The organism is Pseudomonas sp. MWU349, from assembly GCF_017947325.1.
In the GTDB taxonomy this organism is placed as follows: Bacteria; Pseudomonadota; Gammaproteobacteria; order Pseudomonadales; family Pseudomonadaceae; genus Aquipseudomonas; species Aquipseudomonas protegens.
This window is the reverse complement of record NZ_JAFEVP010000005.1, coordinates 484,905-498,978: the sequence shown is the minus strand read 5'-3', so window position 1 is coordinate 498,978 and position 14,074 is coordinate 484,905. Positions and strand designations below refer to the sequence as shown.

General features: G+C 64.9%; 13 protein-coding genes. 3 read left to right on the top strand and 10 right to left on the bottom strand.

Annotated features, from left to right (window positions below; all coding sequences use genetic code 11):
* Positions 1–132: 132 nt before the first annotated feature.
* Positions 133–2,481 carry an FdhF/YdeP family oxidoreductase gene (locus tag KCG88_RS22310; RefSeq protein ID WP_047283494.1) on the bottom strand — a complete coding sequence of 783 codons (2,349 nt, stop codon included), beginning with the start codon at positions 2,479–2,481 and terminating at the stop codon, positions 133–135.
* Positions 2,482–2,762: 281 nt separating this feature from the next.
* Positions 2,763–3,650, bottom strand: coding sequence for a LysR family transcriptional regulator (locus KCG88_RS22305; protein WP_011058672.1), 888 nt, complete (start codon positions 3,648–3,650; stop codon positions 2,763–2,765).
* Positions 3,651–3,786: 136 nt separating this feature from the next.
* On the opposite strand from KCG88_RS22305, the gene lysM reads away from it, so the two are divergent.
* Entirely contained in the window at positions 3,787–4,227 is a 441-nt protein-coding gene (gene lysM, locus KCG88_RS22300; protein WP_011058673.1) for a peptidoglycan-binding protein LysM, read from the top strand.
* A gap of 68 nt (positions 4,228–4,295) precedes the next feature.
* Here lysM and yrfG read toward each other — a convergent pair whose 3' ends face one another.
* Positions 4,296–4,958 (bottom strand): GMP/IMP nucleotidase, encoded by a 663-nt coding sequence (gene yrfG, locus KCG88_RS22295; RefSeq protein WP_047283496.1) that lies wholly within the window; start codon positions 4,956–4,958, stop codon positions 4,296–4,298.
* Between the two features lie 224 nt (positions 4,959–5,182).
* Here yrfG and nudE point away from each other — a divergent pair, with 224 nt between their 5' ends.
* Together nudE and cysQ are read left to right on the top strand one after the other, a co-directional pair.
* Positions 5,183–5,749, top strand: coding sequence for an ADP compounds hydrolase NudE (nudE, locus tag KCG88_RS22290; RefSeq protein WP_011058675.1), 567 nt, complete (start codon positions 5,183–5,185; stop codon positions 5,747–5,749).
* An 11-nt stretch (positions 5,750–5,760) separates the two neighbouring features.
* Positions 5,761–6,588 carry a 3'(2'),5'-bisphosphate nucleotidase CysQ gene (cysQ, locus tag KCG88_RS22285; protein WP_047283497.1) on the top strand — a complete coding sequence of 276 codons (828 nt, stop codon included), beginning with the start codon at positions 5,761–5,763 and terminating at the stop codon, positions 6,586–6,588.
* A 141-nt stretch (positions 6,589–6,729) separates the two neighbouring features.
* Here cysQ and KCG88_RS22280 read toward each other — a convergent pair whose 3' ends face one another.
* The 7 genes from KCG88_RS22280 to rfbB form a co-directional block, all read right to left on the bottom strand.
* Positions 6,730–7,185 carry a thioesterase domain-containing protein gene (locus tag KCG88_RS22280; RefSeq protein WP_210713104.1) on the bottom strand — a complete coding sequence of 152 codons (456 nt, stop codon included), beginning with the start codon at positions 7,183–7,185 and terminating at the stop codon, positions 6,730–6,732.
* A 37-nt stretch (positions 7,186–7,222) separates the two neighbouring features.
* On the bottom strand, positions 7,223–8,629 hold the full coding sequence (locus KCG88_RS22275; RefSeq protein ID WP_047283498.1) for a sigma-54 dependent transcriptional regulator: 1,407 nt from the start codon (positions 8,627–8,629) through the stop codon (positions 7,223–7,225).
* A gap of 74 nt (positions 8,630–8,703) precedes the next feature.
* A complete protein-coding gene (locus tag KCG88_RS22270; RefSeq protein ID WP_210713103.1) occupies positions 8,704–10,512 on the bottom strand; it encodes an ATP-binding protein in 1,809 nt (602 codons plus the stop codon).
* 34 nt (positions 10,513–10,546) lie between these two features.
* Positions 10,547–11,428, bottom strand: a complete 882-nt coding sequence (gene rfbD / locus KCG88_RS22265) for a dTDP-4-dehydrorhamnose reductase (protein ID WP_047283500.1) — start codon at positions 11,426–11,428, stop codon at positions 10,547–10,549.
* Positions 11,425–11,970 (bottom strand): dTDP-4-dehydrorhamnose 3,5-epimerase, encoded by a 546-nt coding sequence (gene rfbC / locus KCG88_RS22260; protein WP_210713102.1) that lies wholly within the window; start codon positions 11,968–11,970, stop codon positions 11,425–11,427. The genes rfbD and rfbC overlap by 4 nt, the downstream gene beginning before the upstream one ends.
* Positions 11,967–12,842 carry a glucose-1-phosphate thymidylyltransferase RfbA gene (gene rfbA / locus KCG88_RS22255; protein ID WP_210713101.1) on the bottom strand — a complete coding sequence of 292 codons (876 nt, stop codon included), beginning with the start codon at positions 12,840–12,842 and terminating at the stop codon, positions 11,967–11,969. The genes rfbC and rfbA overlap by 4 nt, the downstream gene beginning before the upstream one ends.
* Complete coding sequence (gene rfbB, locus KCG88_RS22250) at positions 12,839–13,921, bottom strand: dTDP-glucose 4,6-dehydratase (RefSeq protein ID WP_047283503.1); 1,083 nt, start codon at positions 13,919–13,921, stop codon at positions 12,839–12,841. The genes rfbA and rfbB overlap by 4 nt, the downstream gene beginning before the upstream one ends.
* Positions 13,922–14,074: the final 153 nt, after the last annotated feature.

Here is a 14,074-nt window from a genome sequence, read left to right as displayed (position 1 = left end):
GATACAAAAGCGGCCTTTTTTGTGCCCGCGTTTCAAGGCTGCGCAGCGGCTGTCGCCGGCAAGCCGGCTCCCAGGATTCACGCGCTCACCGTAGGCGCTGGCTTGCCAGCGAAGAGGCCCTCAAGCCAGGAATCAGGCCGAGCGAGCCATGATCAGGCCGCTGTCGCTGGCCGCTTCCAGGCGAATGGCGATGAACTTGGAAGTCGGGGTGTGGCTGCCGTCGCCGGTGCTTTCCAGCGGCACCAGGGGGTTCACCTCCGGGTAGTAGGCCGCGGCCTGGCCGGCCGGAATGTCGAAGGCCAGCAGGGTGAAGCCCTTGACCCGGCGCTCGCGGCCGTCGTCCCAGAGCGAGACGATATCGGCCTTTTGCCCCGGCTTGAAGCCCAGGCGGATGATGTCCGCCTCGTTGGCGAACAGCACGTCACGCTGGCCCTTGACCCCGCGGTAGCGGTCGTCCAGGCCATAGATGGTGGTGTTGTACTGGTCGTGGGAACGCATCGATTGCAGGATCAGGTCCGGCAGTTGGCCGGTGGCCCGGGTGCGCTCGTGGATCAGGTCCTTGGGCAGCGAGTTGGCGCGGAAGTTGGCGCGCCCCGACGGGGTGTTCCACTGGCGGGCGCCGGCGCTGTTGCCCAGGTAGAAACCGCCAGGATGCTTGAGCCGTTCGTTGAAGTCCTTGAAGCCGGGAATGGTGTCGGCGATCAGGTCGCGGATGCGTCCGTAATCGGCCACCAGCCAGTTCCAGTCCACCGGCTGGCTACCCAGGGTTGCCGCGGCGATACCGGCGAGGATCCACGGCTCGGAACGCATCTGCGACGACAGCGGCTGCAACTGGCCGTTGGAGGCGTGGACCATGCTGAAGGAGTCTTCCACGGTCACCGCTTGCGGGCCGCCCGCCTGCTGGTCGATATCGGTACGCCCCAGGCACGGCAGGATCAGTGCGTCCTTGCCGTGGGCCAGGTGGCTGCGGTTGAGCTTGGTGCTGATCTGCACGGTGAGGTCGCAGTTGCTCAGGGCCTGGAAGGTGCGCGGGCTGTCCGGGGTTGCCTGGGCGAAGTTGCCCCCCAGGCCGATGAATACCTTGGAGCGGCCTTCGAGCATGGCGTGGATCGCCTCGACCACGTTGTGGCCGTTGTCCCGGGGGACCTTGAACTGGAAGCGCCGCTCCAGGGAATCGAGGAAGGCCACTGGCGGGCGTTCGTTGATGCCCATGGTGCGGTCGCCCTGCACGTTGCTGTGGCCACGCACCGGGCACAGCCCGGCGCCTGGCTTGCCGATGTTGCCGCGAAGCAGCATCAGGTTGGCGATTTCCTGGATGGTCGGCACCGAGTGGCGGTGCTGGGTGATGCCCATGGCCCAGCACATGATCACGTTCTTGCCCTTGGCGTACATGCGCGCCGCTTGCTCGATCTCCACCAGGGCCAGGCCGGACTGCTCGATGATCTGCTCCCACGGGGTGTCGTCGATGGTGCCCAGGTAGTCGAGCACGTTGGCGGTGTGGGCGTTGAGGAAGTCGTGGTCGAACACCGATGCCGCGCCGGCTTTCTGCGCATCGCGCTCCCACTGCAGGAGGAACTTGGCCATGCCCCGCAGCAGCGCCATGTCGCCGCCCAGGGCCGGGCGCAAGTAGGCGGTGTTGGTCGGGCGGTTGCCGTTGGTGAGCATCTCGATCGGGTTTTGCGGGTGCTGGAAACGTTCCAGGCCGCGCTCCTTGAGCGGGTTGATGCACACCACCTGGGCGCCGCGCTTCACTGCTTCACGCAGCGGTTCGAGCATGCGCGGGTGGTTGGTGCCGGGGTTCTGGCCCCAGACGAAAATCGCGTCCGCGTGTTCGAAGTCGTCGAAGGTCACGGTGCCTTTGCCGACCCCGACACTCTGCGCCAGGGCTACGCCGCTGGCCTCGTGGCACATGTTCGAGCAGTCGGGGAAGTTGTTGGTGCCGTAGGCGCGCACGAACAGCTGGTACAGGTAGGCTGCTTCGTTGCTGGCCCGGCCCGAGGTGTAGAACTCGGCCATGTCCGGGCTGGGCAGGTTGTGCAGGTGCCTGGCGATCAGGCTGAAGGCATTTTCCCAACTGATGGGCTGGTAGCGGTCGGTCTCGGCGTTGTAGCTCATCGGCTCGGTCAGCCGGCCCTGGTACTCCAGCCAGTAGTCGCTCTGCTCCAGCAGCGAAGTGACGCTGTGCTTGGCGAAGAACGCCGCGTCCACCCGGCGCTTGGTGGCTTCCCAGTTCACCGCCTTGGCGCCGTTCTCGCAGAACTTGACCATGCCGCTTTCCGGCGAGTCGCCCCAGGCGCAGCCCGGGCAGTCGAAGCCGCCGTTCTGGTTGGTCTTGAGCATCATGCGGATGTTCTTCAGCGCGTTGTCGCTGGTCAGCCAGGCCTGGGCCACGCTGATCAGGGCGCCCCAGCCACCGGCGGGTCCCTTGTAGGGCTTGTAGCGGGCTACGGGTTTCTGATCGGCTTGGTTATGTGTACTCACGGGCGACTCTCCATCGCAGGCTGCTGACCCGCAGCGCACGCTCGGCGGCAGGTGGACAAGGTTGAGACGCTGCTCGCGCGGCCAGCGTCTGGCCGGGCAAATGCCTTCGCGTACTAGCGTTCGAGGGATGCTGTGGGGCTGGCTGGCAGCGAGTGCGGGTGCCCGTTTCGCCGGGGCTGGCGCCGCGCCGGGGTGACCAGCGGCGTAACGGCTCCCAAGACTAAGCGCGGCAATCTGTCGCGTCTAATTGCTAGTACTGATCTATTGATAGATGGCGTCGATCAAGAATCGCCGAAGGATTGCTGGTAGAGGGCGAAGCAGGCTTGCGCCAGGGCCGAGCGCGGCGCGCTGCGGCGCATGATCAGGCCCAGGCGGGCCAGGGTCTGGGCATCGGCGATGGGTTGCAGGCGCAGGTGCTCAGTGAGGGTTTCCAGGCCGCTGTCCAGAGGCATCACGGCGCAGCACAGGCCGCCATGGACCATCTGCACCAGCTGATGGACGGCGTCGGTCTGCAGCACTGGCTGCGGTTGTAGGCCGCGGATGTGGAAGTTGTGGTCGATGGACTGGCGAAAGTGCATGCCGCTGGTGAGCAGGCCTAGGGGCAGCTCGATCAGCGCCTCCCAGCTCAGGGGCTGCTCGCCGAAGCTGAAGTGCCGGTGGTCGTAGAGCAGGCCCATGTGGGTTGGTTCCAGGGGCAGGGAGTCGAAATTCTCGCTGTCCAGGCGCTCCAGGTAGGAAACCCCGAGGTCCAGGCGATTGCTGGCCAATTGTTCGAGGATCTGTTCCGAGCTCAGGGACGAGAGTTCGAAGCGCAGGTTCGGGTGCTCGGCATGCAGGCGCTGCAGCAGTGGCTGGGGATTGAAACTCGACAGCGGCACCACCCCTACGCGCAGGGTGCCCACCAGGTTGCCGCGGCAGGCGGCGGCCTCGGCCAGCAGCCCGTCATGGGCGGTGAGCACGGTGCGGGCCCACGCCAGCACCCGCTCGCCAGGGGCGGTGAAGCCTTCGAAACGCTGGCCGCGCTTGACCAGCGGCAAGTCGAGCTCTTCTTCCAGGCTGCGCAGGCGCATGGACAGGGTCGGCTGGGTGATGTGGCAGCGCGCGGCGGCTTGGCCGAAATGGCGGGTTTCGTCGAGGGCGATGAGGAATTTCAGTTGCTTGAGGTCCATCTTCGCTCCGCAGCGGCAAAAGGCCGGGATTCTACCGCGGGCCTGTGACCTTGGGTCACTGGTCGCCCGGGAACCTCATCCGGTCAGGCTGGTCTAGTCTTTCGCGTCTGGATCTATCAACCAAGGAGTGTGCGACATGAGCATTTTCAGCTTTGTGAAGGAAGCCGGTGAGAAACTGATCGACCTGTTGACCCCGGGTAACGCCAATGCCAGTGAGCAACTCAAGGAGCACATCGAAAAGGTTGGCCTGGGCAATCCCAATGTTCATGCCACGGTGGAAGGTGACAAGGTGATTGTCAGCGGTGAAGTGGCGAGCCAGGAAGAGAAGGAAAAGATCCTGCTGGCCCTGGGCAACATTTCCGGCGTCGGCAGTGTCGAGGACCAGATCACCGTGACCGGTCCGGCGGTGGTTTCTGCGGTATTCGTCACCGTGAAGAAAGGCGACACCCTGAGCGCCATCGCCAAGGTGCAGTACGGCGATGCCAACAAGTACAACAAGATCTTCGAGGCCAACAAGCCGCTGCTGTCCCACCCGGACAAGATCTACCCGGGCCAGGTGCTGCGTATTCCTGAATGATCGGTTCTCTTCGCGGGCAAGTCTGCTCCCACAGGGTTCGGTAGGAGCGAGCTTGCCCGCGAAGGGCTTCACAAGCCTTCGATCAGCGCCCGGTAATCCCCCACCGCCGCGAACTCCGCGGTGTCTTTCGGCCCTCTGCGGCTGTCCGGCTGGCTCACCGCCAGCAACTGCGCCACCCCAAAGGCCCGCGCACTGCGCAGGATGGGCAGGGTGTCGTCGATGAACAGGCTGCGGGCCGGGTCGAACCGGATATCGGCCTGCAAGGCGTCCCAGAACTCTGGGCTTTCCTTGGGGAAACCGTAGTCGTGGGAACTGATCAGGCGTTCGAAGTATGGCGCCAGTTCGATCCGTTCCAGCTTCAATGACAGGGAGTCGCGATGGGCGTTGGTGATCAGGATCACCCGCTTGCCGGCTTGCTTGATGGCTGCAAGAAAGGTGTCGGCGTCCGGACGCAGGGCGATCAGGTGCGCGGTTTCCAGCTTCAACTCGCGCACCGGCAGTTGCAGTTCGGCGCTCCAGAAGTCCAGGCAATACCACTGCAACTGGCCGGCGTTGCGTTCGAACAGGGGCTGCAGCTCCAGCTCGGCCATGGCCCGGCTGACCCCGTGCAGCTCGGCGTAGCGCTGGGGCAGGTGTTCCATCCAGAAATGGTTGTCGTAGTGCAGGTCCAGCAAGGTGCCGTCCATGTCCAGCAGCACGGTATCGATCTGGTGCCAGGGCAGTAGGGCCATCGAACACTTCTCCAGTGGTAAGAAAACAGCCGACCGGCGGGGTCGACAAGGCCAGTGGGGCAGGGAGGCCCGGTCACTAGAACGGATAGAAAAGAGCCGCCTCGAAGAGGACGGTCACACGCAGTAAACAATAGGTTCCGCCGTGGTGCTGCGCACCGGCAATCTGCAACCCAGTCACTTTAAAACAGGCTGTATAGTAACCCGCTATCGCCAAGGAGCCCGCTATGCGCCAGAAACCCACCGTACTCGCCCGCGAGATCGTCGCCACCAGTCGTCTGTTCTGTGTCGAAGAGGTGCAGTTGCGGTTTTCCAATGGTGTCGAACGCACCTATGAGCGCCTGGTGGGCAAGGGCGCCGGCTATGGCGCGGTGATGATCGTGGCAATGCTCGACGCCGAGCATGCAGTGCTGGTGGAGGAGTACTGCGGCGGCACCGACGCCTATGAGCTGTCGTTGCCCAAGGGCCTGATCGAGCCGGGGGAAGATGTGCTGGCAGCAGCCGAGCGCGAGCTCAAGGAAGAGGCCGGGTTTGGCGCGCGGCAACTGGAGCACCTGACCGAGCTGTCGCTGTCCCCGGGCTACATGAGCCAGAAGATCCAGGTAGTGCTGGCCACCGATCTGTATGAAGAGCGCCTGGAAGGCGACGAGCCGGAGCCGATGCGGGTCGACAAGGTCAACCTGCGCGAACTGGCGAGCCTGGCGCAGAACCCTCAGTTCAGCGAAGGCCGGGCCCTGGCTGCGCTGTACCTGACCCGCGACCTGCTGAGCCAGCGCGGGGTCTTTCAAGCATGAGCGAGACGTCAATGAATTTTCCCCACCCCTTGCTGGCGCCGGTTGCCGAGCTGGCCCTGCGTGCCGGTGAAGCGATCCTGCCGTTCTGGCGCGCCGATGTGGCGGTCAATCACAAGGCCGACGAGTCGCCGGTGACCGCTGCCGACCTGGCCGCCCATCACCTGATCGTGGCCGGCCTCACGGCCCTGGACCCGAGCATCCCGGTGCTGTCCGAAGAGGATGCGGGTATTCCCCAGGCCACCCGCGCCAGCTGGCAGCGCTGGTGGCTGGTGGACCCGCTGGACGGCACCAAGGAATTCATTTCCGGCAGTGAAGAATTCACCGTCAATATCGCCCTGATCGAGCAGGGGCGGGTGGTGTTCGGCGTGGTGTCGATGCCCACCAGTGGCCGCTGCTACCTGGGCGGTGCCGGCCTTGGTGCCTGGCGCGTGGATCGCGGGCAGGCACCGCAGGCGATCCAGGTGCGTGAGCAACCGGAGGCCGGCGAGGCGTTTACCGTGGTGGCCAGCCGCCGGCATTCGAGCCCGGAGCAGGAACGTCTGCTCAGTGGTTTGAGCGCCGCCGTGGGTGAGTTGCAACTGGCCAATATCGGCAGTTCGCTGAAGTTCTGCCTGCTGGCCGAAGGCGCGGCGCACTGCTATCCGCGCCTGGCACCCACCTCGCAGTGGGACACCGCGGCGGCCCAGGGCGTGCTCGAAGGCGCGGGCGGCGAGGTGCTGGATCTCAGCGGTGCGCCGTTCTGCTATCCACCTCGGGAGTCGTTGCTCAACGGCTTCTTCCTGGCCCTGCCGGCCAAGGCGCCCTGGCGCGCCAAGTTGCTGGAACTGGCCCGCTCCTGATCACCTCGCGGCGACTTGCCTCTGCCACCCTTGTGCAGGCGCCGGCTTGCCGGCGAAGGGGCCCTTGGGCCCTGGGCAAGCATTTCCGGCCTCTTCGCTGGCAAGCCAGCTCCTACCGATTTGAGCCGGGTCGCAAACGGGTCAGCGGTGCAGGACGTACTGGCCGGTAAAACGCACGGCGTCTTCTGCGCTGCCGGCATTGACGACCCGGGTGTGCAAGGTCAGCCGGGCACGGCCGTAGCGCTGATACATGGCGAGGAATTTGTTCCAGATCTTGTCATCCGGCGCAGCGCAGATCGCCACGGCATCGCCGGTCACCGGCAGCGGGTAGCTGATCTGGCCTTCCTGGATGACGATGTGCCCGTCATCGATACCCTGTTCCTTGAGCCGCAAGTGCAGCCAGCCCCAGCCGGCGAGCACCGCACCGCAGTACAGGCTGCCGCCGAACATGGTGCTCTTGTGGTTGACGTTGGCCTCCAGGGGCAAGTGCAGGCGCAACTCTTGCCCCTGCCAGTCGAGCACCTGCAGACCCATGTCCCGTGTCAGGGGGATGTCGTGGTGGAGGATGGATTCCAGGTATCGACTGTCGCGATTCATGCCGGGGCCTCAGGGGTCAAGGGAATAACGGAAGGCTTCATTCTGATTCGTCGCCGGGCTGGTTGGCGCCGCCGTCGGCGAAGTTCAAACCGTGCTTGCGCAGCTTGTCGTGCAGGGTCTTGCGCGGAATCCCCAGGGCTTCGGCGAGGCTGCGCATGGAGCTGTGGGGCTGGGCCATTTCAGCGGCGATCAGGGTCTTTTCGAAGTGCTCCACCTGCTCGCTCAAGCCTCCTTCGATCAGGCTCGGGGCCGCAGCCGCGGGCGTACCCGGCTCGTTGTTGTCCAGGGCCAGTTCCAGGCCCAGGGCGAAGCGTTCGGCGGCGTTCTGCAGCTCGCGCACGTTGCCCGGCCAGCTGTGGCGCAGCAGCAAGGCACGGTGTCCGGGTTGCAGTTCCTGGGGCGGCAGGCCGTGGCGGGTGCTGGCTTCGTCGGCGAAGTGCTGGAACAGCATCAGCACGTCTTCGCCACGCTCGCGTAGCGGCGGAATGCGTAGCGGCGCGACGTTCAGGCGGTAGTAGAGGTCAGCGCGAAAGCGTCCCTGGTCCGCGGCCTGGCGCAGGTCTTCCTTGGTGGCGGCGATGATGCGGATATCCAGCGGGATCAATTGATTGCCCCCCAGGCGTTCCACCACCCGCTCCTGCAGCAGGCGCAGCAGCTTGACCTGGACATCCAGGCTCATGCTTTCGATCTCATCGAGGAACAGGGTGCCGCCGTTGGCAAATTCGAACTTGCCGATGCGGCGTTTCTGCGCGCCGGTGAAGGCCCCCGGCTCGTGGCCGAACAGCTCGCTTTCCACCACCGATTCCGCCAGGGCCCCGGCGTTGATCGCCACGAACGGCCCGTTGCGCCGTCCGGAGAGATCGTGCAGGGCGCGGGCCACCACTTCCTTGCCGGCGCCGGTCTCGCCGAGGATCAGCACGTCGGCCCGGGTCGCCGCCAGGGCGCCGATCTGCTGACGCAGGCGCAGCATCGGCGGCGATTGGCCCACCAGCCGCGCACTGAGCTCCTGACGGTCGCTGAGGGCCAGGCGCAGGCTGCGGTTGTCCAGCACCAGGCGCCGCCAGTCCAGGGCGCGGCGCACGCTGTCCAGCAGGGCATCGCTGGCGAAGGGCTTTTCCAGAAAGTCATAGGCGCCGGCCCGCATGGCCTGCACGGCCAGGGGCACGTCGCCGTGGCCGGTGATCAGCAGCACCGGCAGTTCCGGGTCCTGGGCATGCAACTGGTTGAGCAGCTCCAGGCCGTCCATGCCGGGCATGCGGATGTCGCTGACCACCACCCCCGGCCAATCCCGCTCCAGGCGCGGCGCCAGCCCCTGGGCTTCGGCCAGGGACAGCACCTTGAGCCCCGCCAGGTCCAGGGTCTGGCTCAGGGCCTGGCGCAGATGGGGGTCGTCGTCGATCAGCACCACTTGCAACTGAGGATCGAGGCTCTCGGGATGGCTCATCGCTCACTTTCCAGATCGTGTCGGGGCCGGGAGCGCCGGGCCGGACAGGGTTGATATCGGGTTGCCGCTCTGCTTCATACCCCGCGGTCCTCGGAGGGTTGCAGGCTGACTCCGGGAGCCCCGGCCCGCAGGCGCAGGGTGATCAGGGCCCCGCCTTCGCGGTGGTTGGCGAATGACAGTTCACCGCCGAAGGCGCGCATCAGGGTGTCGCAGATGGCCAGCCCCAGGCCCAGGCCCTGAGTACGGGTCTTGGTGGTGTAGAACGGTTCTCCGGCGCGCCCCAGCGCTTCCATGCAGAAGCCCGGACCGTTGTCGCGAATGTACAGGTTGACGCCGGTGGCGGTGGATTCGGCACTCAGCCAGAGTTTGCGCGGCGGGCCCTTTTCGGTCAGGGCATCCAGGGCATTGGCCAGCAGGTTGCCCAGTACCTGGCGCAGGCGGGTTTCCCCGGCTTCGACCCACAGGGTGGCGGCCGGCAGGTCGCGGATCAGTTCCACTTCCATGGCCCGGCGGCGCTTGGCCAGCAGCGCCAGGGCGTCGTCCAGGGCCGGTTGCAGGGCCACGCTTTCCGGGGCGTGGTGATCGCGCCGGGCGAAGGCCCGCAGGTGGGCGATGATCGAGGCCATGCGCCCGGTCAGTTCGCTGATCAGTTTGAGGTTGCCTCGGGCGTCGTCGGTGCGCTGGTGGTCCAGCAGCACTTCGGCGTTCTCGGCATAGCTGCGGATCGCCGCCAGGGGCTGGTTGAGCTCATGGCTGATGCTGGCCGACATGGTGCCCAGAGCCGAGAGCTTGCCGGCCTGGACCAGGTTGTCCTGGGCCCGCACCAGTTCCTGCTGGGCGGTCTCGCGCTCCAGCACTTCCTGCTTCAGGCGCCGGTTGAGGCTTTCCAGGTCGCTGGTGCGCTCGGCCACACGCATCTCCAGCTCGCGCCGCGCCTTGGCTTCGAAGGCGATCCGCTCCAGGTAGTGGCGGCGGCGCTGCATCATCAGGCCGAGCAACAGCATCAGCACCAGCAGCGCGGCGGCGCCCACGGCCACTACCGTGCGCACCGGCCGGTCGATCAGAGTGCGCGGCGCGAGGATGCTCACGGCCCAGCGGGTTTCGTCGATCTGCTGGGTCTGGGTCAGCCAGGCATTGGGGTTGAGGTTCAGCGGCCTTGGGTCGCGAGTCGGATAGGGCTGGATGGCGACGATGGCCTGGCGTTCCTCCTCGCTCAGCGGCCGGGTCGCGCGAAAGCGCCATTCGGGGCGCGAAGTGATGATCACCACGCCATTGTGGTCGGTCAGCAGCAATTGTTCCGGGGTCTTGCCCCACAGGCTTTCGGTGTGGTCCAGGTCGACCTTGACCACCAGCACGCCCAGAATCCGCTCGCCGTCGCGTACCGCAGCGGCGAAGAAGTAGCCGCGTTTGGCCGAGGTGGTGCCCAGGCCGAAGAAGCGCCCCAGGCGCCCGGCCATGGCCTCGCTGAAATAGGGGCGGAAGGCGAAATTGCGACCCACGAAGCTGTCGTGCTTGTCCCAGTTGGAGGCCGCCAGGGTCTTGCCGCTGGTGTCCATCAGGTACATCACTTCGGCACCGGTCTGGGCGCTGATGTTCTTCAGCAGGCGGTTGGCGTTGCCCTGGGTCACGCCATCATCCGGGGCGCCGAGCACCGCGCGCAGTGCCGGCAGGTCGCCGAGGATCTGCGGCAGCACTTCGTAGCGGTGCAGGGTGCCCAGCAGGTTGGCCACGTACAGGTCGAGGGTCTGGCGGTTCTGGCTGGTCAGCTCGTTGCGGTAGTAGCGCTCCGCCAGATGCTCCAGCGGCCACAGCAACGGCGCCAGGCACAGTGCCAGCAAGGCCAGGCTGCGCCAGCGAGGGCGACGGGGAAGGGGTGGGGTCATGGAAAAGGCGCCTGTGGATACAGGCGCATTATGCCTAGCCCTGCTCGGCAAGACACTCGCGCAATGCGGTGTGCCAGTCCGGCTGGACCACGCCCCACTCCCGTGCCAGGCGGCTGCAGTCCAGACGCGAGTTCAACGGCCGCGGCGCCGGTGTCGGGTAGGCGCTGGAAGGGATGGCTTCAAGGACGGCGCAGGGTTTGTCCATGGCCAGCAACTGCTCGCCGATGGCCTGGGCAAAGCCGAACCAGGAAGTCTCGCCGTGGGCGGTGAGGTGGTAGGTGCCCCAGGCGCCGGGCTGCCCGGCCCGCCAGCGCTCGATCAGCGCCCGGGTGCTGGTGGCGATGGTGCCGGCCCAGGTGGGCGCGCCGATCTGGTCGGCCACCACCCGCAGCTCGGGTTTTTCCTGCAGCAGACGCTGCATGGTCAGCAGGAAGTTCTTGCCATGGCTGGAGTAGACCCAGCTGGTGCGCAGGATCAAATGCTGGCCCTGGACCAGCCGGATCGCCCGTTCGCCAGCCAGCTTGCTCTGGCCGTAGACACTCAGCGGGTTGGGCTCGTCGTCCTCCACATAGGGCGTTTCCTTACTGCCATCGAACACGTAGTCGGTGGAGTAGTGGATCAGCGGTACACCCAGTTCGAAGGCTTCCTGGGCGAAGATCCCGGGGGCCGTGGCGTTGATCGCAAAAGCCAGGTCCGGCTCGCTCTGGGCCTGGTCGACGGCGGTGTGGGCGGCGGCATTGATGATCAGGTCCGGGCGAATGGCGCGCACCTGCTGGCGGATCTGTTCCGGGTGGCTCAGGTCCAGTTGCTCACGACCCAGGACCACCAGCTCGCCCAGGTCGCCGAGGCGCTGCTGCAGCTCCCGGGAGACCTGGCCGTGCTGGCCGCTGATAAGGATTTTCAGAGGAGCGTTCATGGGAACAGATCGGCCTCTTCAAGGCTTTTACCTTTCTGGTCCTTGGCCGAGAGCGTTGGCATACCCTGCAACTGCCAGTTGATCGCCAGGGTCGGGTCGTCCCAACTGATGCAACGCTCAGCAGAAGGCGTGTAGTAATCGGTGGTCTTGTAGAGAAACTCGGCAGAGTCGCTGAGTACCACGAAACCATGGGCGAACCCTTCGGGAATCCATAGTTGGCGATTGTTTTGTGCCGACAGGCGAACACTTGCCCAACGGCCGAAGTTCGGGGAGCTGCGCCGGATGTCGACGGCTACGTCCAGAACTTCGCCGGCAATCACCCGGACCAGTTTTCCCTGCGGGTGCTCAATCTGGTAGTGCAGACCACGCAGGACGTTCTTGACGGATCGCGAGTGATTGTCCTGCACAAAGCTCTTCTTCAGGCCAGTGGCCTCTTCAAAGGCCTTGGCATTGAAGCTCTCGTAGAAGAAGCCACGCTCGTCGCCAAAGACCTTGGGCTCGATAATCAGTACACCGGTGAGCTCTGTCTGAATGATGTTCATTGGGTCTCCCCCGCCAGAGTGAACAGGTACTGACCATAGCCGGTCTTGCCGAAGTAAGCGGCGCGCTCCAGCAGGTGCTCGCGGCTGATCCAGTGGTTCTCGTAGGCAATTTCTTCGAGGCAGGCGACTTTCAGGCCTTGGCGATGCTCGATGGTCTGCACGTACTGCGAGGCCTCCAGCAGGCTATCGTGGGTGCCGGTGTCGAGCCAGGCGAAGCCCCGGCCGAAACGCTCCACGTGCAGGTCGCCTCGCTGGAGGTAGGCGTTGTTGACGTCGGTGATCTCCAGTTCGCCCCGTGGCGAAGGCTTGACGTCCCTGGCGATCTGCACCACCTCGTTGTCGTAGAAATACAGGCCGGTGACCGCGTAGCTGGACTTCGGCTTCTTGGGTTTCTCTTCGATGGATAGGGCGCGGCCTTCGCTGTCGAAGTCGATGACGCCGAAACGCTCCGGGTCCTTGACCCAGTAGCCGAACACCGTGGCGCCGCTGGTGCGCTTGGCGGCGTCGCGCAGCTGTTCGCCGAAGTATTGGCCGTGGAAGATGTTGTCGCCCAGGATCAGGCACACCGGGTCATTGCCGATGAATTCCTCGCCAATCAGGAAGGCCTGGGCCAGGCCATCCGGCGAAGGCTGTTCGGCGTAGCTGAAACGTACGCCGAACTGGCTGCCGTCACCCAGCAGGTTGCGGTATTGCGGCAGGTCCTGAGGGGTGGAGATGATCAGGATGTCCTGGATGCCGGCCAGCATCAGTACCGAGATCGGGTAGTAGATCATCGGCTTGTCGTAGATCGGCAACAGCTGCTTGGACACGCCTAGGGTGATGGGGTGCAGACGGGTGCCGGAGCCGCCCGCCAGAACAATGCCTTTGATCATGCAATCAGATCCTTGATGTTGGTGGAACCCAGGCGTTGGCCCTGGTAGCTGCCGTCCTGTACCCGGCGGCACCACTCGAGGTTTTCCAGATACCACTGCACGGTCTTGCGCAGGCCACTGGTGAAGGTTTCTTCCGGAACCCAGCCCAGCTCGCGCTCGATCTTGCCAGCGTCGATGGCGTAGCGCAGGTCGTGGCCGGGACGGTCCTGGACGAAGGTGATGAGGTCGGCGTAGTGAACCACGCCCTGGGGTTTCTGCGGGGCCAGCTCTTCCAGCAGGCTGCAGATGCCGCGTACCACGTCGATGTTTTTCTGCTCATTGTGGCCGCCGATGTTGTAGGTCTCGCCGACCGCGCCTTCGGTCATCACCTTGAACAGGGCCCGGGCGTGATCCTCGACATACAGCCAGTCGCGCACCTGCAGGCCGTTGCCGTACACCGGCAGCGGCTTGCCTGCCAGGGCATTGAGGATCACCAGCGGAATCAGCTTTTCGGGGAAGTGGAACGGGCCGTAGTTGTTGGAGCAGTTGGTGATCAGCACCGGCAGCCCATAGGTACGCTGCCAGGCGCGGACCAGGTGGTCGGATGCGGCTTTGCTGGCGGAGTAGGGCGAGCTGGGGGCATAGGGCGTGGTTTCGGTGAACAGGTCATCGACGCCATGCAGGTCGCCATAGACCTCATCGGTGGAAATATGGTGGAAACGGAACGCGGCTTTTTCCGCCTCGGGCAATGTGTGCCAGTAGGCGCGGGTCGCTTCCAGCAGGCTGTAGGTGCCGACGATATTGGTCTGGATGAAGTCGGACGGCCCGTCGATGGAGCGGTCGACATGGGACTCGGCAGCCAGGTGCATGATCGCCTGGGGCTGGAAGCGCGACAGCACGGCGCTGACGGTAGCCTGGTCGACGATATCGGCCTTGACGAACTCATAGCGGCTATTGCTGGCGACGCTGTGCAGCGATTCCAGGTTGCCTGCGTAGGTCAGTTTGTCCAGGTTCAGCACTTCGTGTTCCGTGTGCTGAATCAGGTGGCGGACAAGAGCCGAGCCGATAAAACCGGCTCCGCCGGTAACGAGAATGCGCATATTTGGGGCCTGTATCCTTGAAAACGGTCATTTGCTGCGACGAATGCAGCATAGCTTGTCGATAGGACGCCTAGGGTGCAATAGCAACAACCGCTTGATTGCTCTGCGAACCGTTGGAAATTTCACGGGCCGAAGTTTACAGCAGGCAAGGCT